The sequence below is a fragment of the Escherichia sp. AM3 genome, from assembly GCF_032029835.1.
Classification (GTDB): Bacteria; Pseudomonadota; Gammaproteobacteria; order Enterobacterales; family Enterobacteriaceae; genus Escherichia; species Escherichia coli.
Genome location: NZ_JAVUPQ010000050.1, coordinates 1 through 18,104, shown reverse-complemented (window position 1 = coordinate 18,104; position 18,104 = coordinate 1). Strand labels below are relative to the sequence as shown.

The following is an 18,104-nucleotide window of genomic DNA, read 5'->3' as shown; positions in this document are numbered from 1 at the left end:
TCGCGGAGGTGAGGCTATGAAATCCATGGACAAGTTAACAACGGGCATTGCCTACGGCACCTCTGCAGGCAGTGCTGGCTACTGGTTTTTACAGTGGCTTGATCAGGTCAGTCCGTCACAGTGGGCGGCGATTGGAGTGCTTGGAAGCCTTGTGTTGGGTTTTCTCACTTATCTGACAAACCTTTATTTCAAGATTAAAGAAGATAAGCGTAAGGCTGCGAGAGGTGAATAATGTCGCCATCATTACGCAAGGCTGTAGCAGCTGCTATTGGTGGTGGGGCTGTTGCCATAGCGTCTGTGCTCATCACTGGTCCGAGTGGTGACGATGGTCTGGAAGGTGTCAGCTACATACCATATAAAGATATCGTTGGCGTATGGACTGTATGTTACGGGCACACCGGAAAAGACATTATGCTCGGTAAAACGTATACCGAAGCAGAATGCAAAACCCTCCTGAATAAAGACCTTGCCACGGTCGCCAGACAAATTAACCCGTACATCAAAGTCGATATACCGGAAACAACGCGCGGTGCTCTTTACTCGTTCGTTTACAACGTGGGTGCTGGAAATTTCAGAACATCGACGCTTCTTCGCAAAATAAACCAGGGCGATATCAAAGGCGTATGTGATCAGCTACGTCGCTGGACATACGCTGGCGGTAAGCAATGGAAAGGCCTGATGACTCGCCGTGAGATTGAGCGTGAAATCTGTTTGTGGGGGCAGAAATGAGCAGAGTAACCGCGATTATCTCCGCTCTGGTTATCTGCATCATCGTCAGCCTGTCATGGGCAGTCAATTATTACCGTGATAACGCCATCTCCTACAAAGACCAGCGCGATAAAGCGAAGGAAAAACTCAGCCAGGCGAACGCCACCATTACTGACATGCAGCAGCGCCAGCGTGATGTTGCTGCACTGGATGAAAAATACACGAAGGAGTTAGCTAATGCGAAAGCTGAAAATGATGCTCTGCGTGATGATGTTGCCGCTGGTCGTCGTCGGTTGCACATCAAAGCAGTCTGTCAGTCAGTGCGTGAAGCCACCACCGCCTCCGGCGTGGATAATGCAGCCTCCCCCCGACTGGCAGACACCGCTGAACGGGATTATTTCACCCTCCGGGAACGACTGGTAATGATGCAGGCCCAACTTGAAGGTGCTCAGCAATACATAACCGAGCAGTGTTTAAAGTAAAATCTTAACTACAATATGATTCATTTTGATGATTGTTTCATAAGGAACAGTGAAGTAAGATCTAAGAGGAGTTAAATTTTATACAGTATAATCATAATATTGCAGCAAGGTGGTTATAATTGAAAGAATATTTAGATATGAATACATCTCATGTAAGAGTTGTTACTCATATGTGTGGGTTCCTGGTTTGGCTCTATAGTCTTTCAATGTTGCCACCAATGGTTGTAGCATTGTTTTATAAAGAAAAAAGCCTGTTCGTTTTCTTTATAACTTTCGTTATATTTTTTTGCATTGGTGGCGGAGCGTGGTATACAACTAAGAAATCTGGCATTCAATTACGTACCCGTGATGGGTTTATTATAATTGTAATGTTTTGGATTTTGTTTTCTGTTATTAGTGCATTCCCTTTATGGATTGACTCAGAACTTAATTTAACGTTCATTGATGCTCTGTTTGAAGGGGTTTCTGGAATAACAACAACAGGAGCAACTGTAATTGATGATGTTAGTTCATTACCTCGGGCATATTTGTACTATCGGTCACAGTTAAATTTTATAGGTGGTTTAGGAGTTATTGTTCTGGCGGTTGCTGTATTGCCATTATTGGGTATTGGTGGTGCAAAGCTTTATCAGTCAGAAATGCCGGGGCCATTTAAGGATGACAAACTCACTCCCCGCCTGGCCGATACGTCACGGACACTGTGGATAACTTATTCTTTATTAGGTATTGCTTGTATTGTCTGTTATAGACTTGCAGGAATGCCTTTGTTTGATGCTATTTGTCACGGGATTTCCACAGTTTCGCTTGGTGGTTTCTCAACTCATAGCGAGAGTATCGGATATTTTAATAACTATTTGGTTGAGCTGGTGGCTGGTTCTTTTTCCCTGCTATCGGCTTTCAACTTCACTCTTTGGTATATTGTTATTAGCAGGAAAACGATAAAACCTTTAATCAGAGATATTGAACTTCGTTTCTTTCTGTTAATAGCCTTAGGGGTGATCATTGTTACCTCTTTCCAGGTCTGGCATATAGGTATGTATGACTTGCATGGAAGTTTTATTCATTCGTTTTTTCTTGCCAGCTCCATGCTCACTGATAATGGTTTAGCTACGCAGGATTATGCAAGTTGGCCCACGCACACGATAGTGTTTTTGCTGTTGTCAAGTTTCTTTGGGGGATGTATAGGTTCAACTTGTGGTGGAATTAAGTCACTTCGATTTCTTATACTTTTCAAACAAAGCAAACACGAGATAAATCAGCTTTCTCATCCCAGAGCGTTGTTGAGTGTAAATGTAGGAGGGAAGATAGTTACAGATCGTGTAATGAGGTCTGTATGGAGTTTCTTTTTTCTTTATACTCTCTTCACGGTGTTTTTTATACTGGTGTTAAATGGTATGGGATATGATTTTCTTACATCATTTGCAACAGTGGCTGCATGTATTAATAATATGGGATTAGGTTTTGGGGCTACTGCATCGTCATTCGGAGTGCTTAATGACATTGCAAAATGTTTAATGTGCATAGCTATGATTCTTGGTCGCCTTGAAATTTATCCTGTTATTATATTGTTTTCAGGTTTTTTTTGGCGCTCCTAATATATGGCTGATTTATAATTGTGAGTTTAATATTATGTTGACTCACTCATTGATCCAATACCTAACTTTACCAGCAACACCTCCGTCCCCAGTAGCACTGGCTGCTGGGGTGCGTTTTATTCATAAAGCAAGGCTGTATGAGCGAGAAATTAAAGATAGTCTATCGCCCATTACAAGAATTGTCACCGTATGCGCACAACGCCAGGACGCACAGTACTGAGCAGGTGGCACAACTGGTAGAAAGTATTAAGCAATTCGGCTGGACTAATCCGGTGCTGATTGACGAAAAGGGCGAAATTATTGCGGGTCATCCGGTCTGCGGGGCTGTGTGCCAGGCGGTCATCGCTGGTATCGTCAGTCACCGGGTGGCGCAGACGCATTCCCGGAAAGGCGTCATAAAAGAAGCGGCTGCTCAGTGCATCCCTGTCGAACAGCTCCAGATAATCATCACGGCGGCGCAGAATGTACTGGGCGTGATACGGGTTAACCGCCGTATCACTTTCACCGTCGAAGGCGAAGTTCAGCGTGGCTCCCAGGCTGATGATATCCACCCGGTTTCCCTGTTCACGCACCCAGGCGTATTCGCTCCAGGAGTCACTCCAGCCCACGCCCGTCAGGCCATGCAGTGGCAGTACCGAACTGTGGAAACGGGTGAAGGAGAGGGGGAGGGTCTGGCCCAGGGTGAAGTCGGTACGTTCGTCGCAGTACGCGCCGGTTACCGGATCGACAGGATCTGTTACCCATCTGATGACTTTATTGGCAATACTTTTTAACGACTTACCTGTTTTCCCCAGCAACGCGCCGAGCTTTGCGCCCAGCAGCTTCCCGCTTTTCCCCAGCAGGTTTCCCAGTTTGCCCAGTTTCGCCAGATTCCCCAGTTTTCCCAGCAGTCCTGCTGGCGGCAGAAGATAGCTGGCTATCGTTATTCCTCCCAGGATCATTCTCTGCCATGGCGGGAACTCCGGCTGGATATCCAGATAGGTGACCTGCTCACCCCCAATAAAGACGTCCGGCGAACCTTCCACGATCGCCGCACTGCACTCCAGTTTGTCGCCCTTGCGCGCGGCAGGCTGATTGTTGATAAAGACGTTGCTACTGCCCTGGGCTATCCTCGGTGGTTTGTTCTCCTTGTCGCAGAGCGCCGTGTCCTCACCGGCTTCCGGGAAATCCACATCTTTTTTGATTTCGCCACGCCCGCCCACCATGGTGGCAAACTCCATTAATACCGGACCGGCGGGAAACAGAAGCGATGCGCCGGCGCTGACGCGATCCATAAAACCGGCATTGCTTTCCGTCAGGGTGATAACAGCGTTCCCCCAGGCCTTCGCCAGTGGTACTGCTTTTTCCGCTGCCGATTCAAGCAGGTCAGTGGCAATATCACCCCATGAGGGTTCCCCCTGTGGGATTTCAGGTATTGCTCCAGGTGGGGGAGGAGGGGGAAGGGTGACGGCGGCCCTTGCAGCGGGCTTTCCGTTAATGTTTACATATTCAGAACCGGTATTGATGGCGCCGTCCGTGTCACAAAAGCTGTTTATCCATGATTCAAGCTGGTTCTGTTTCTCCTCCACATAATCACTCGCCTTATAGCTGGCATACATCAGCGCAGGCACCAGAACCAGCGCATAAGGGCCGGTGGCGCAGGCGGCCATAATCAGGCAACCTTCTGCGATGGTCACTATCGCCCCCAGCACGGCCCCTGCCAGTGCCCCCAGAAAACTTTTATGCTGAATTTCATCGCCCAGCCTGGCGGCAGGTGGGCCGGACTTCTTTGCTGCCAGCATCTGTGCAATGGCTTTGTCGTTGGCTGCCCGTTTCATCTGGCTGGCGACCATCGCCTGCTGTGACAGCATTCGCATTGCCAGCGTACCGCCTGCGGTCGCTCCCTGTGGCCCGCCTGGTCCTTCACTCATGTGTTATCCCTCGTTTATGTCAGCGCGGCTGGTCCTTTTGGATGTCATTCTCCGGTGGCAACGGGGTTAAGCTCTTTATCACCTCCAGCAGCATCGTCTTTTGACTGTTCTTCAGGGATAAGGAGGTGCTGAAAGTGAAGGTCAGCAGCGTATCTCCACGCCGCTGGAATACGGCTATCTGGCTAATCCGCCCCTGATTCCCCTCATCTTCCGGACCGTTCCAGGAATAATCCAGCAGCCAGGCCGGGGCCTCTGCCAGAGTGATTTCCCGGCAGGCATGTTCGGTGTACCCATCAAGTTTGCCCTGGTACAGCGCCAGCGTTTCCTGGTACAGCTCTGGTGTCAGGGTTCCCTGTGGAACGGCTTCGCGGGTAATGACCAGGTTGATGCCACTGTTATCTGTGGACACCAGGACCTGCATTGACTGATCCTGCCATTGAGACGGCAGTTGAATGTGGCCTTCATTAAAAGTGAACTGCATAAAATACTCCCTGATAATCTGAGTGAATCAGTTGATGAAAACAGAACCGCCCACGATGGTGATGCCATCCTTCGACAGCCTGATTACCGTCGATTCCCCGACCTGTAGCTGAATGCCATCCGGCGTCAGCGCAATTTTGCTTTCCTCCACAGCCAGCAAAATTTCCTTAATCGCCGTATAAGCCTGTATACCGTCGCCTTCGCCACCATTGTTTACAGCGTCAACATGCACCGAACCGGCAATCGTGCCTCTGTCCTGAAAGACATCCTCAGATAAAGACCCTTTCAGTACTCCGGTGATCTTGTGGCCTTTTTCCACCGTAAGAAGGCGGTTACCTTCCTGGATCGTGACCGTCTGGTCATTTTTTACGGTTTCGCGGTGATCGTGTTTTACGGTGGTGGTACGGTCGTTGAGCACTTCGGTATCCATGTTCTTCTGCGCGTGGATGTAGACCTGTTCTCTCCCTGTCGCATCATCAAACTTCAGCTCATTAAATCCGCTGCCCATGTACGTTTTGGAGCGGATGGTCATCTGCGTCTTTGTTCCCGGCAGGCTGCCGGGGGTGCGGTTTTCCTGGTGGTAGGTGCGCCCCATAATGATCGGCTGGTCCGGATCGCCGTTGAGGAAGTCTACAATCACCTCCTGACCCACACGCGGTATCGCCAGGTGGCCAAAACCGGTGCCTGCCCACGCCTGTGCCACACGGATCCAGCACGAACTGTCTTGGTCTGCCGGGTTATAACGGTCCCAGTTGAACTTCACCCGCACGCGACCATGTTCGTCGCAGAAGATTTCCTCGCCTGCCGGTCCTGTCACGACAGCGCTCTGCGGGCCGTCGACCAGCGGTTTCAGCAACGGCTGTGGTCGCCATGTTCTGTCTGCCGGGATCACCGCAAAATGGTTCTCCAGCGCCGTCCCCGCTCCCTGCCGTCCTGGCACCGCCTGTGGCTGTTCGCCGTGCAGTTCACTTGCCACCACCTGCCATTCCCGGTTCAGGTTCGCCTGCGGATGCCCCGTCAGCACAATTCGCCGTCCCGGCCATATCTCCGGCGAGCGGCTCATTCCCCGCGCGGTTTCTGCGTTGTTTCGCCAGCCGTCCATCTGCCAGCGGGCAAAGTTCTGCCCGTGGGCGCTCTTGAAACGTCCGGGGTAGTCATACACTTCATACTGCGTGCGCTGGTAGTCCTGGTGCTGGCCTTCCTGTTCAAAACGTCCGGCCCAGCCGGGGCGTTTAAAGGTGTAGTCTTTGGTCACCACGGAAGAAGGGCGGATTTGTGCGCTGTAGCGGAACTGGCTGATGCAGAGGGTGCTCACCTCGGTACGGGTGTTCGGGTTCCATGGGATTTCAAAAGATTCGGGCAGATGGCGGACTGTGTCGCACAGCACCAGGCTCTGGTCGGTACTTTTGTAAGCATGCTCCTCATAAAAGAAGATGCCTTCCTCCGCCGCCATCCGGCACAGAAAATCGTAATCAGTCTCACCGTACTGGACACAAAACTCACGGGAAGGATGCGGCTCGCTGAACAGCGGACTCCATTCGGTCACCCCGTTTTCCTGCAACATCGTGCCGAGGATGCTTTTGATGTCCTCGTTCTGGAAGATACGGAAGTTCTGGCGCAGACCGGCACGCCACAGCGGCGGGTGCACCTTCATGCTGTACAGCATCTGGTTTTTGTCGTTCTCCCCGAGTTCAAACCAGGTCACCACGCCTTTCACCCGGCGCTGTACTTCATCGCCCTGCCATATCGTCAGGTAGGCCATTTTGTCCAGCACCTGCGCAAATTCAAGGGAGAGAAACTGCTGGCTGACCAGGGAGAGATCGAGGGAAAAGAGCGAAGAGAGTGACTGGTTCAGATGAAAGGAAACCACCGCAAAAGCATCCGGCGGCAGGCCGTCCACTTCCAGTGTGAAACGTAATCCGGTTGACATAGCAACCTCCAGTAAAATGAATAATGATCCGTACCGTACAACTGCGGATAATGTGATAAGCGGGACGACTTCAGACGTTATTAGGGAAGGAACAGAAAATGCTATGGTTATGTGAGAATTTTGTTTAAATATTACTTTACAGAAACGGGTGTCTGTTCAGTCAAAAAAATAATCACAAGCTCAACCTCTTGTTTCTTGGCGTTATTCAGGACAGGTACGCATATCACAACGAGTAACAAAAACGTAAAGTTAAACCAATATTCATAATATATTTTTATTCACAGCAATAAATAATCCAATTAACATTATTAAAATGAATGATTGCATAAGAAATATATGCTACCGCTCCACCCTGATAACATGATCTGCACATTGCACATCTTAACGTTGTTAAATACTGGCTCAATAGTGGATATTTTAAATTAGGAATTTATCAAATTCACTTGATAAATAGATTGAGTGAATAATATAACAATTAATGATGATTAATCGCGATTAAATTATTCATTGCTTTATATGATAGATGGCTTGTTTATAACGATGAAAATTTAGAAAGGGCATTGTGATCTACAATTGGAAGAAACACAGATTTAACTAAGTTTCATATACAAACATCTCGTGAAACTTTGAAAAATAAAAGCCTTCGATATTTCATATGTTTAATAAGTTTTTCTCTAATTTGTTGATCAACAATACCAGGAGGTGATGCACCACGCCCTGAATTTGAACTTAATAATCACTCTCTCTCCGGCAGCATAATCACAAACCTTGTCCCCCGCGCATCTGACGTTACCGCAACCGTGCCTTTATGCGCGACAACAATCGATTTCACTATCGCCAGCCCAATACCGCTACCTTCACCTTTTCGCTGGCGGGAAGGGTCAACGCGATAGAAACGGTCAAACAATCGCGGTAAGTGCTCGGGCGCAATGGGCGTACCGGGGTTTTCGACGGAAACTTGCACCTGATGATTGACCGTCTGGCAGCGCACTACAATAGCCTCACTGGGTGGCGTATAACGCAGGGCATTAGAAAGCAGGTTGCTTAACGCCCGACGCAGCATCAGCGGATCGCCCGCAACCTGACATTTGTCGCCAACAAATCGCAACTCCACGCCGAGATCTTCCGCTAACGCCTCGAAAAAATCGAACACTTTGCCGACTTCATCCGCCAGGTTGAGCATTTTCTTTTCGGGGATTAGCTGGTTGTTATCGGCCTGAGCGAGAAACAGCATATCGCTGACCATTTTCGCCATTCGCGTCAGCTCTTCGAGATTAGAGTAGAGCACATCTTCCAGCTCCTTCTGGCTGCGAGACTGGCTGAGGGCGATTTCCGTTTGCGTGATGAGATTGGTAATCGGCGTGCGAATTTCGTGAGCGATATCCGCTGAGAAATTGGACTGGCGGGTAAAGACATCCTCAATACGCTCGATCATATGGTTGAACGACAGTACCAGCTGTTCCAGCTCAATCGGCACGGTCTGCGGGTCGAGGCGAACGTCGAGATCTTTCGAGGTAATATTCTGGATTTGACGGCTGACGCTGCGGATCGGCGCGTGACCTTTATGTACCGCCAACAGTACGATAAAGACGATCAGGATGCTGATTACCGATGCGGTCATAATAAGTTTATTCATCAAATCATTTATGTAATGAAGATGAAAATCGATCGAAAGCGCGATGTAGAGCGTATAAATCGGTTTGCCGTCCACCAACGGGCCAACCGGCAAGTTAATCATCCGCCAGTTGCTGTGTTCCATATGCCCGTGACCGTGGCCTGGCATCATCATCGTCGGGCCGGAAAGGAGATACACCTCGCCACCCTGAGCGTCTTTATCGGGTATGGCGTCACGCGTAAACTCGCGGATATCCGGCGCACCGGGGGAGTGATACACCGTTTTACCCTGACTATCTGCCAGGGAAATCAACACATTGGAATAACCACTGACGATATCTTCCAGCGTCATTAAGCGTCGGGCTTGCGTTTCGTCAGGGTGATTTAGTACCCGTTCAAGGGTGGCGCTAATCTCTTTTAAATCATTAATATCCTGCTCGGCAAAATGAACTTTTACTGAGTGGATCATGATCCATGCAAAGGCGAAAAACGCCGCGATGGTGGCCAGGCTGATAAAAAAGGTCAGGCGGGTTGCCAGCGAAAACGGGCGCTGAAATGGCTTACTGACCATCCGGCACCTCAAGCATGTAACCCACGCCGCGCACGGTCTGAATTAGCTTCGGCTCAAAGTCGTTGTCGATTTTGCCGCGCAGCCGCTTCACCGCCACATCAATAGCATTGGTATCGCTGTCAAAATTCATGTCCCATACCTGCGAGGCGATAAGCGAGCGGGGCAGCACTTCGCCCTGATGGCGAAGGAAGAACTCCAGCAGAGTAAACTCTTTACTGGTCAAAGTGATGCGCGTGCCGCTGCGGGTGACTTTGCGGCTGACGAGATCGACCATCAAATCGGCAACCTGAAACTGACTTTCGATAATCACCGCCGCCCCGCGCCGCAGTAATGTGCGCACCCGCGCCAGCAGTTCAGCAAAAGCGAATGGCTTCACCAGGTAGTCATCTGCCCCCAACTCCAGCCCCTTGACGCGATGTTCAATGGTGCCAAGCGCGGTAAGCAACAGAATCGGCATCCCTTTATTGGCGGAGCGTAACATGCGCACGATATCCCAGCCGTTCACGTCCGGCAGCATAATATCGAGGATTATCAGATCATAATCACCGGTCATCGCCAGATGGTAGCCATTCAGCCCGTTGTCGGCCAAATCGACCACAAAACCGGCTTCGGTTAACCCTTTGGTCAAGTATTCTCCGGTTTTCTTTTCATCTTCGACAATCAACAGTTTCATATTTCCTCCGCATGTTGCCCGGGCAATTCTAGAGTAGCGGGATCAGATGGCAATCGCTTATTGGCAAAATGACAATTTTGTCATTTTCCTGTCACCGGAAAATCAGAGCCTGGCGAGTAAAGTTGGCGGTATAAAATCACCAGAAATTATGAGCCTATGTCTCCTTGTAAACTTCTGCCATTTTGTGTGGCCCTTGCGCTAACCGGTTGTTCACTGGCACCGGATTATCAGCGTCCGGCAATGCCCGTGCCGCAGCAGTTCTCACTCAGCCAGAACGGCCTGGTTAACGCAGCAGATAACTATCAGAACGCGGGCTGGCGCACCTTTTTTGTTGATAATCAGGTGAAGACGCTGATTAGCGAGGCGCTGGTGAATAATCGGGATTTGCGCATGGCGACGCTGAAAGTGCAGGAGGCACGGGCGCAATATCGTCTGACCGATGCCGACCGCTACCCACAGCTCAATGGCGAGGGCAGCGGCAGCTGGAGCGGTAATCTTAAAGGGAATACCGCCACGACACGGGAGTTTTCGACCGGCCTTAACGCCAGCTTTGATCTCGATTTTTTCGGTCGCTTAAAGAACATGAGCGAAGCCGAGCGCCAAAATTATTTAGCCACTGAGGAAGCCCAGCGCGCGGTGCATATTTTGCTGGTTTCTAATGTCGCGCAAAGTTATTTCAATCAGCAGCTAGCGTATGCGCAATTGCAAATAGCCGAAGAAACGCTGCGTAATTATCAGCAGTCATATGCGTTTGTCGAAAAACAACTGTTGACAGGTAGCAGTAATGTTCTGGCGCTGGAACAGGCTCGCGGGGTGATTGAAAGTACCCGCAGCGACATCGCTAAACGTCAGGGGGAACTGGCGCAGGCGAATAATGCATTGCAACTGTTATTGGGAAGCTACGGCAAGCTGCCGCAAGCGCAGACAGTAAACAGCGACAGCCTGCAAAGCGTTAAATTACCGGCGGGATTGTCGTCGCAAATCTTATTGCAGCGCCCGGATATTATGGAAGCTGAACACGCGTTAATGGCGGCTAATGCCAATATTGGCGCTGCACGCGCGGCATTTTTCCCGTCTATCAGCCTGACCAGCGGAATATCAACCGCCAGCAGCGATCTGTCGTCATTATTTAACGCCAGCAGCGGGATGTGGAATTTTATTCCTAAAATTGATATCCCCATTTTTAATGCCGGACGCAACCAGGCCAATCTGGATATCGCCGAAATTCGCCAGCAGCAGTCGGTGGTGAATTATGAACAGAAAATCCAGAACGCCTTTAAAGAAGTGGCAGATGCGCTGGCATTACGTCAAAGCCTGAACGATCAAATTAGCGCCCAGCAGCGTTATCTGGCATCGCTGCAAATTACTTTGCAACGGGCGCGGGCATTATATCAGCACGGCGCAGTAAGTTATCTGGAAGTGCTGGATGCCGAGCGTTCTTTATTTGCAACCCGACAAACTTTACTCGACCTGAATTATGCCCGTCAGGTTAACGAAATTTCTTTGTATACCGCACTTGGTGGCGGTTGACAGCAATATACTCGTCATACTTCAAGTTGCATGTGCTGCGTCTGCGTTCGCTCACCCCAGTCACTTACTTATGTAAGCTCCTGGGGATTCACTCGCTTGTCGCCTTCCTGCAACTCGAATTATTTAGAGTATGACTTTTAACTCCAGGAGAGAATAAATGAAAAAAGCACTGCAAGTCGCAATGTTCAGTCTGTTTACCGTTATTGGCTTTAATGCCCAGGCTAACGAACATCATCATGAAACCATGAGCGAAGCACAACCACAGGTTATTAGCGCCACTGGCGTGGTAAAGGGTATTGATCTGGAAAGCAAAAAAATCACCATCCATCACGATCCGATTGCTGCTGTGAACTGGCCGGAGATGACCATGCGCTTTACCATCACCCCGCAGACGAAAATGAGTGAAATTAAAACCGGCGACAAAGTGGCGTTTAATTTTGTCCAGCAGGGCAACCTTTCTTTATTACAGGATATTAAAGTCAGCCAGTAACCCAGGTTTAATGAGATGAAAAAAATCGCGCTTATTATCGGCAGCATGATCGCGGGCGGTATTATTTCTGCGGCAGGTTTTACCTGGGTTGCAAAGGCGGAACCGCCTGCAGAAAAAACGTCGACCGCAGAACGTAAAATCTTATTCTGGTACGACCCAATGTATCCCAATACGCGGTTCGATAAACCAGGTAAATCGCCGTTTATGGATATGGATCTGGTGCCGAAATATGCCGATGAAGAGAGTTCTGCGTCTGGTGTGCGCATTGACCCGACTCAGACGCAGAATCTGGGGGTGAAAACGGCTACCGTCACGCGCGGACCGCTGACTTTTGCCCAGAGTTTCCCGGCGAATGTCAGTTACAACGAGTATCAGTATGCCATTGTGCAGGCTCGCGCTGCCGGGTTTATCGACAAGGTGTATCCGCTTACCGTGGGCGATAAAGTACAAAAGGGCACACCGCTTCTCGACCTGACCATTCCTGACTGGGTGGAAGCGCAGAGTGAGTATTTACTGCTGCGCGAAACCGGCGGTACGGCGACCCAGACTGAAGGCATTCTTGAGCGGCTGCGACTGGCGGGAATGCCGGAGGCGGATATTCGCCGCCTGATCGCCACGCAAAAAATCCAGACTCGCTTTACGCTCAAAGCGCCCATTGATGGCGTGATCACCGCGTTTGATCTGCGCGCGGGAATGAATATCGCCAAAGATAACGTGGTAGCGAAAATTCAGGGTATGGACCCGGTGTGGGTCACTGCTGCGATCCCGGAGTCTATCGCCTGGCTGGTGAAAGATGCCTCGCAGTTTACCCTCACCGTTCCGGCGCGACCGGATAAAACACTCACCATCCGCAAATGGACGCTGCTACCTGGCGTGGATGCCGCGACCCGCACGCTGCAGCTGCGTCTGGAAGTCGACAACGCCGACGAGGCGCTAAAACCGGGCATGAACGCCTGGTTGCAACTCAACACCGCCAGCGAACCGATGCTGCTCATTCCGTCACAAGCGCTGATTGATACCGGCAGCGAACAGCGGGTGATTACCGTTGATGCCGACGGGCGCTTTGTACCGAAACGCGTTGCTGTTTTCCAGGCATCGCAAGGCGTCACCGCATTACGCTCTGGTCTGGCGGAAGGTGAAAAGGTGGTTTCCAGCGGCCTGTTCCTGATTGATTCCGAAGCCAATATTTCTGGCGCACTGGAGCGGATGCGCTCTGAAAGTGCTACCCATGCGCATTGAGGGAATAACCAATGATTGAATGGATTATTCGTCGCTCGGTGGCGAACCGTTTTTTGGTGCTGATGGGCGCGTTGTTTCTGAGCATCTGGGGCACCTGGACCATCATTAATACGCCAGTGGATGCGCTGCCGGATCTCTCCGATGTGCAGGTTATTATTAAAACCAGCTATCCCGGTCAGGCACCACAAATCGTTGAAAATCAGGTGACTTATCCGCTAACCACCACCATGTTGTCGGTGCCTGGCGCGAAGACTGTGCGCGGTTTCTCACAGTTTGGCGACTCTTATGTGTATGTCATTTTCGAAGATGGCACCGATCCGTACTGGGCGCGTTCGCGGGTGCTGGAGTACCTCAACCAGGTACAGGGTAAGCTGCCTGCGGGAGTCAGCGCCGAGCTGGGGCCAGATGCCACGGGTGTTGGCTGGATCTATGAATATGCACTGGTGGATCGCAGCGGTAAGCACGATCTGGCCGATTTACGCTCATTACAGGACTGGTTTCTCAAATATGAGCTGAAAACCATCCCTGACGTTGCGGAAGTGGCGTCGGTGGGCGGTGTGGTGAAAGAGTATCAGGTGGTTATCGATCCCCAGCGCCTGGCGCAGTATGGCATCAGTCTCGCCGAAGTAAAAAGCGCGCTGGATGCTTCAAACCAGGAAGCGGGCGGTTCGTCGATCGAACTGGCGGAAGCGGAATATATGGTGCGCGCCAGCGGCTATCTGCAAACGCTCGACGACTTTAATCACATCGTTTTAAAAGCCAGTGAAAATGGCGTGCCCGTTTATCTGCGCGATGTTGCGAAGGTCCAGATTGGCCCGGAGATGCGCCGGGGCATTGCCGAACTAAACGGCGAAGGCGAAGTGGCGGGCGGGGTGGTGATCCTGCGATCCGGCAAAAACGCCCGAGAAGTGATCGCCGCCGTGAAGGACAAACTGGAAACGCTGAAAAGTAGTCTGCCGGAAGGCGTGGAGATAGTTACAACATACGATCGCAGCCAGCTCATTGACCGCGCCATCGACAACCTCAGCGGCAAGTTGCTGGAAGAGTTTATTGTGGTGGCGGTAGTCTGTGCGCTGTTTCTCTGGCATGTGCGCTCGGCGCTGGTGGCGATTATTTCGTTGCCGCTGGGGTTGTGTATTGCTTTTATTGTCATGCACTTCCAGGGACTGAATGCCAATATTATGTCGTTGGGTGGCATTGCGATTGCCGTCGGGGCGATGGTCGATGCTGCTATCGTCATGATCGAGAATGCGCATAAACGGCTGGAAGAGTGGCAGCACCAGCATCCTGACGCCACGCTGGATAATAAAACGCGCTGGCAGGTGATCACCGATGCGTCTGTTGAAGTGGGGCCGGCGCTATTTATCAGTCTGCTGATTATCACGTTGTCGTTTATCCCGATCTTCACCCTGGAAGGGCAGGAAGGGCGTCTGTTTGGCCCGTTGGCGTTCACCAAAACGTATGCGATGGCGGGTGCGGCGCTGCTGGCGATCGTAGTGATCCCGATCCTGATGGGCTACTGGATCCGTGGCAAAATTCCGCCGGAAAGCAGTAACCCGCTCAATCGCTTTTTGATTCGTGTTTATCATCCGCTGTTGCTGAAAGTACTGCACTGGCCGAAAACCACGCTGCTGGTGGCGGCGCTTTCGGTGCTGACGGTTCTCTGGCCGCTCAATAAAGTTGGCGGGGAATTTTTACCGCAGATCAATGAAGGCGACTTGTTGTATATGCCATCGACGCTGCCGGGGATTTCCGCAGCAGAGGCGGCGAGTATGCTGCAAAAAACCGACAAGCTAATTATGAGCGTACCTGAAGTGGCGCGGGTATTTGGCAAAACCGGGAAAGCGGAAACCGCCACCGATTCTGCTCCGCTGGAGATGGTAGAAACGACCATCCAGCTTAAGCCGCAGGAGCAGTGGCGGCCAGGCATGACGATGGACAAAATCATTGAGGAACTGGATAACACCGTGCGGCTGCCGGGGCTGGCGAATCTGTGGGTGCCGCCAATTCGTAACCGTATCGATATGCTCTCAACCGGCATTAAAAGCCCCATCGGCATTAAAGTTTCCGGCACTGTGCTGGCGGATATCGACGCGATGGCTGAGCAAATTGAAGAAGTAGCGCGAACGGTGCCAGGCGTAGCTTCTGCGCTTGCCGAGCGGCTGGAAGGTGGGCGCTATATCAACGTTGAGATTAACCGTGAAAAAGCCGCACGTTACGGTATGACGGTGGCGGATGTGCAGTTGTTTGTGACTTCTGCGGTGGGCGGGGCGATGGTTGGCGAAACGGTGGAAGGGATTGCCCGTTATCCAATTAATCTGCGTTATCCGCAAAGCTGGCGCGATAGTCCGCAGGCACTGCGCCAGCTGCCGATCCTGACGCCGATGAAGCAGCAAATCACCCTGGCAGACGTGGCCGACATTAAAGTCTCTACCGGACCGTCGATGCTGAAAACCGAGAATGCGCGCCCGACGAGCTGGATTTATATCGATGCCCGCGATCGTGACATGGTGTCGGTGGTTCACGATTTGCAAAAAGCGATAGCTGAAAAAGTGCAGTTAAAACCGGGCACCAGCGTGGCATTCTCCGGGCAGTTCGAGCTACTGGAGCGCGCCAACCATAAGCTTAAACTCATGGTGCCGATGACGTTGATGATTATCTTCGTGCTGTTGTATCTGGCGTTCCGTCGGGTGGGCGAAGCGTTGCTGATTATCAGCAGCGTACCGTTTGCGCTGGTGGGCGGCATCTGGTTGCTGTGGTGGATGGGCTTTCATCTTTCCGTGGCGACGGGCACTGGCTTTATCGCCCTCGCCGGGGTCGCCGCCGAATTTGGCGTGGTGATGCTGATGTATTTACGTCACGCCATAGAGGCCGTGCCGTCGTTGAATAATCCACAAACATTCAGCGAGCAGAAGCTGGATGAGGCGTTATATCACGGCGCGGTCCTGCGCGTGCGCCCGAAAGCGATGACGGTGGCGGTGATTATCGCCGGTCTGCTGCCGATTCTGTGGGGAACGGGGGCTGGTTCAGAGGTGATGAGCCGGATTGCCGCGCCGATGATTGGCGGCATGATCACCGCACCTTTGCTGTCGCTGTTTATTATCCCGGCGGCGTATAAGCTGATGTGGCTGCACCGACATCGGGTACGGAAATAAAAGCAGGATACCCCGTTTAACCGTGTGGATTGTGTCTTGCGACGATGGGCACTAAATGTTAAAAGGTGCCCCTCAACAAAAAAGACACACAGGGGAAAGGCGTGAAAAACGCGTCAACCGTATCGGAAGATACTGCGTCGAATCAAGAGCCGACGCTTCATCGCGGATTACATAACCGTCATATTCAACTGATTGCGTTGGGTGGCGCAATTGGTACTGGTCTGTTTCTTGGCATTGGCCCGGCGATTCAGATGGCGGGTCCGGCTGTATTGCTGGGCTACGGCGTCGCCGGGATCATCGCTTTCCTGATTATGCGCCAGCTTGGCGAAATGGTGGTTGAGGAGCCGGTATCCGGTTCATTTGCCCACTTTGCCTATAAATACTGGGGACCGTTTGCGGGCTTCCTCTCTGGCTGGAACTACTGGGTAATGTTCGTGCTGGTGGGAATGGCAGAGCTGACCGCTGCGGGCATCTATATGCAGTACTGGTTCCCGGATGTTCCAACGTGGATTTGGGCTGCCGCCTTCTTTATTATCATCAACGCCGTTAACCTGGTGAACGTGCGCTTATATGGCGAAACCGAGTTCTGGTTTGCGCTGATTAAAGTGCTGGCGATCATCGGTATGATCGGCTTTGGCCTGTGGCTGCTGTTTTCTGGTCACGGCGGCGAGAAAGCCAGTATCGACAACCTCTGGCGCTACGGTGGTTTCTTCGCCACCGGCTGGAATGGGCTGATTTTGTCGCTGGCGGTAATTATGTTCTCCTTCGGCGGTCTGGAGCTGATTGGGATTACTGCCGCTGAAGCGCGCGATCCGGAAAAAAGCATTCCAAAAGCGGTAAATCAGGTGGTGTATCGCATCCTGCTGTTTTACATCGGTTCACTGGTGGTTTTACTGGCGCTCTATCCGTGGATGGAAGTGAAATCCAACAGTAGCCCGTTTGTGATGATTTTCCATAATCTCGACAGCAACGTGGTAGCTTCTGCGCTGAACTTCGTCATTCTGGTAGCATCGCTGTCAGTGTATAACAGCGGGGTTTACTCTAACAGCCGCATGCTGTTTGGCCTTTCTGTGCAGGGTAATGCGCCGAAGTTTTTGACTCGCGTCAGCCGTCGCGGTGTGCCGATTAACTCGCTGATGCTTTCCGGAGCGATCACTTCGCTGGTGGTGTTAATCAACTATCTGCTGCCGCAAAAAGCGTTTGGTCTGCTGATGGCGCTGGTGGTAGCAACGCTGCTGTTGAACTGGATTATGATCTGTCTGGCGCATCTGCGTTTTCGTGCAGCGATGCGACGTCAGGGGCGTGAAACACAGTTTAAGGCGCTGCTTTATCCGTTCGGCAACTATCTTTGCATCGCCTTCCTCGGCATGATTTTGCTGCTGATGTGCACGATGGATGATATGCGCTTGTCAGCGATCCTGCTGCCGGTGTGGATTGTATTCCTGTTTGTGGCATTTAAAACGCTGCGTCGGAAATAAGGCATTCACGCTACATCCGACAAAACGATGTCCGCTCTCATCCATTCGATGAGAGCGGTTTTTTTAATTACTGCTTAAATGCACCCGCCAGAGAGCGAATATCATTGCCGGTTAGCGACTGATGAAGTCGCAGACCAAACTCTTCGACAATCGCAAATATGTGATCGAATATATGGTGATGCTGCCAACTTACTGATTTAGTGTATGATGGTGTTTTTGAGGTGCTCCAGTGGCTTCTGTTTCTATCAG

Annotated in this window: 13 protein-coding genes and 3 pseudogenes; 10 read left to right on the top strand and 6 right to left on the bottom strand. The window is 51.2% G+C overall.

From position 1 onward, the window contains the following. The first annotated feature begins 16 nt into the window (after nucleotides 1–16). The 5 genes and pseudogenes from RTW80_RS16630 to RTW80_RS16610 all read left to right on the top strand — a co-directional run. On the top strand, nucleotides 17–232 hold the full coding sequence (locus RTW80_RS16630; RefSeq protein WP_000839583.1) for a class II holin family protein: 216 nt from the start codon (nucleotides 17–19) through the stop codon (nucleotides 230–232). Then, on the top strand, nucleotides 232–729 hold the full coding sequence (gene rrrD / locus RTW80_RS16625) for a lysozyme RrrD (protein ID WP_021550628.1): 498 nt from the start codon (nucleotides 232–234) through the stop codon (nucleotides 727–729). The genes RTW80_RS16630 and rrrD overlap by 1 nt, the downstream gene beginning before the upstream one ends. Before the next feature lie 216 nt (nucleotides 730–945). Then, a complete protein-coding gene (gene rzoD / locus RTW80_RS16620; RefSeq protein ID WP_001228696.1) occupies nucleotides 946–1,131 on the top strand; it encodes a prophage lysis lipoprotein RzoD in 186 nt (61 codons plus the stop codon). Nucleotides 1,132–1,327: 196 nt separating this feature from the next. Beyond that, nucleotides 1,328–2,785, top strand: a complete 1,458-nt coding sequence (gene trkG / locus RTW80_RS16615) for a Trk system potassium transporter TrkG (RefSeq protein ID WP_001097895.1) — start codon at nucleotides 1,328–1,330, stop codon at nucleotides 2,783–2,785. A 137-nt stretch (nucleotides 2,786–2,922) separates the two neighbouring features. Further along, nucleotides 2,923–3,096, top strand: a pseudogene (locus RTW80_RS16610) (ParB N-terminal domain-containing protein); the annotation flags it as partial. Here RTW80_RS16610 and RTW80_RS16605 read toward each other — a convergent pair. The 5 genes and pseudogenes from RTW80_RS16605 to cusR form a co-directional block, all read right to left on the bottom strand. Then, a pseudogene (locus tag RTW80_RS16605) lies at nucleotides 3,094–4,695 on the bottom strand (PAAR domain-containing protein); the annotation flags it as partial. The pseudogenes RTW80_RS16610 and RTW80_RS16605 overlap by 3 nt on opposite strands. 19 nt (nucleotides 4,696–4,714) lie before the next feature. Next, the gene (locus RTW80_RS16600) at nucleotides 4,715–5,176 is read right to left on the bottom strand and encodes a DcrB-related protein (RefSeq protein WP_001160806.1); all 462 of its coding nucleotides are present in this window, start codon (nucleotides 5,174–5,176) and stop codon (nucleotides 4,715–4,717) included. 27 nt (nucleotides 5,177–5,203) lie between these two features. After that, on the bottom strand, nucleotides 5,204–7,105 hold the full coding sequence (locus tag RTW80_RS16595) for a type VI secretion system tip protein VgrG (protein WP_000103231.1): 1,902 nt from the start codon (nucleotides 7,103–7,105) through the stop codon (nucleotides 5,204–5,206). A 736-nt stretch (nucleotides 7,106–7,841) separates the two neighbouring features. Beyond that, a complete protein-coding gene (cusS, locus tag RTW80_RS16590; protein WP_033548544.1) occupies nucleotides 7,842–9,290 on the bottom strand; it encodes a Cu(+)/Ag(+) sensor histidine kinase CusS in 1,449 nt (482 codons plus the stop codon). Further along, nucleotides 9,280–9,963 (bottom strand): copper response regulator transcription factor CusR, encoded by a 684-nt coding sequence (cusR, locus tag RTW80_RS16585; RefSeq protein WP_000770953.1) that lies wholly within the window; start codon nucleotides 9,961–9,963, stop codon nucleotides 9,280–9,282. Before cusR ends, cusS begins: the two co-directional genes overlap by 11 nt. Nucleotides 9,964–10,119: 156 nt before the next feature. On the opposite strand from cusR, the gene cusC reads away from it, so the two are divergent. The 5 genes from cusC to pheP all read left to right on the top strand — a co-directional run bounded on the left by cusC (nucleotide 10,120) and on the right by pheP (nucleotide 17,855). Next, nucleotides 10,120–11,493, top strand: coding sequence for a Cu(+)/Ag(+) efflux RND transporter outer membrane channel CusC (gene cusC, locus RTW80_RS16580; protein ID WP_000074231.1), 1,374 nt, complete (start codon nucleotides 10,120–10,122; stop codon nucleotides 11,491–11,493). Nucleotides 11,494–11,650: 157 nt separating this feature from the next. Next, a complete protein-coding gene (gene cusF / locus RTW80_RS16575; RefSeq protein WP_000709870.1) occupies nucleotides 11,651–11,983 on the top strand; it encodes a Cu(+)/Ag(+) efflux RND transporter periplasmic metallochaperone CusF in 333 nt (110 codons plus the stop codon). A gap of 15 nt (nucleotides 11,984–11,998) precedes the next feature. Continuing rightward, nucleotides 11,999–13,222, top strand: a complete 1,224-nt coding sequence (gene cusB / locus RTW80_RS16570; protein WP_000717157.1) for a Cu(+)/Ag(+) efflux RND transporter periplasmic adaptor subunit CusB — start codon at nucleotides 11,999–12,001, stop codon at nucleotides 13,220–13,222. Between the two features lie 11 nt (nucleotides 13,223–13,233). Next, a complete protein-coding gene (cusA, locus tag RTW80_RS16565; RefSeq protein WP_000573945.1) occupies nucleotides 13,234–16,377 on the top strand; it encodes a Cu(+)/Ag(+) efflux RND transporter permease subunit CusA in 3,144 nt (1,047 codons plus the stop codon). 101 nt (nucleotides 16,378–16,478) lie between these two features. Next, complete coding sequence (pheP, locus tag RTW80_RS16560; protein ID WP_000786311.1) at nucleotides 16,479–17,855, top strand: phenylalanine transporter; 1,377 nt, start codon at nucleotides 16,479–16,481, stop codon at nucleotides 17,853–17,855. Nucleotides 17,856–17,922: 67 nt separating this feature from the next. Here pheP and RTW80_RS16555 read toward each other — a convergent pair. Beyond that, a pseudogene (locus RTW80_RS16555) lies at nucleotides 17,923–18,104 on the bottom strand (hypothetical protein); the annotation flags it as partial.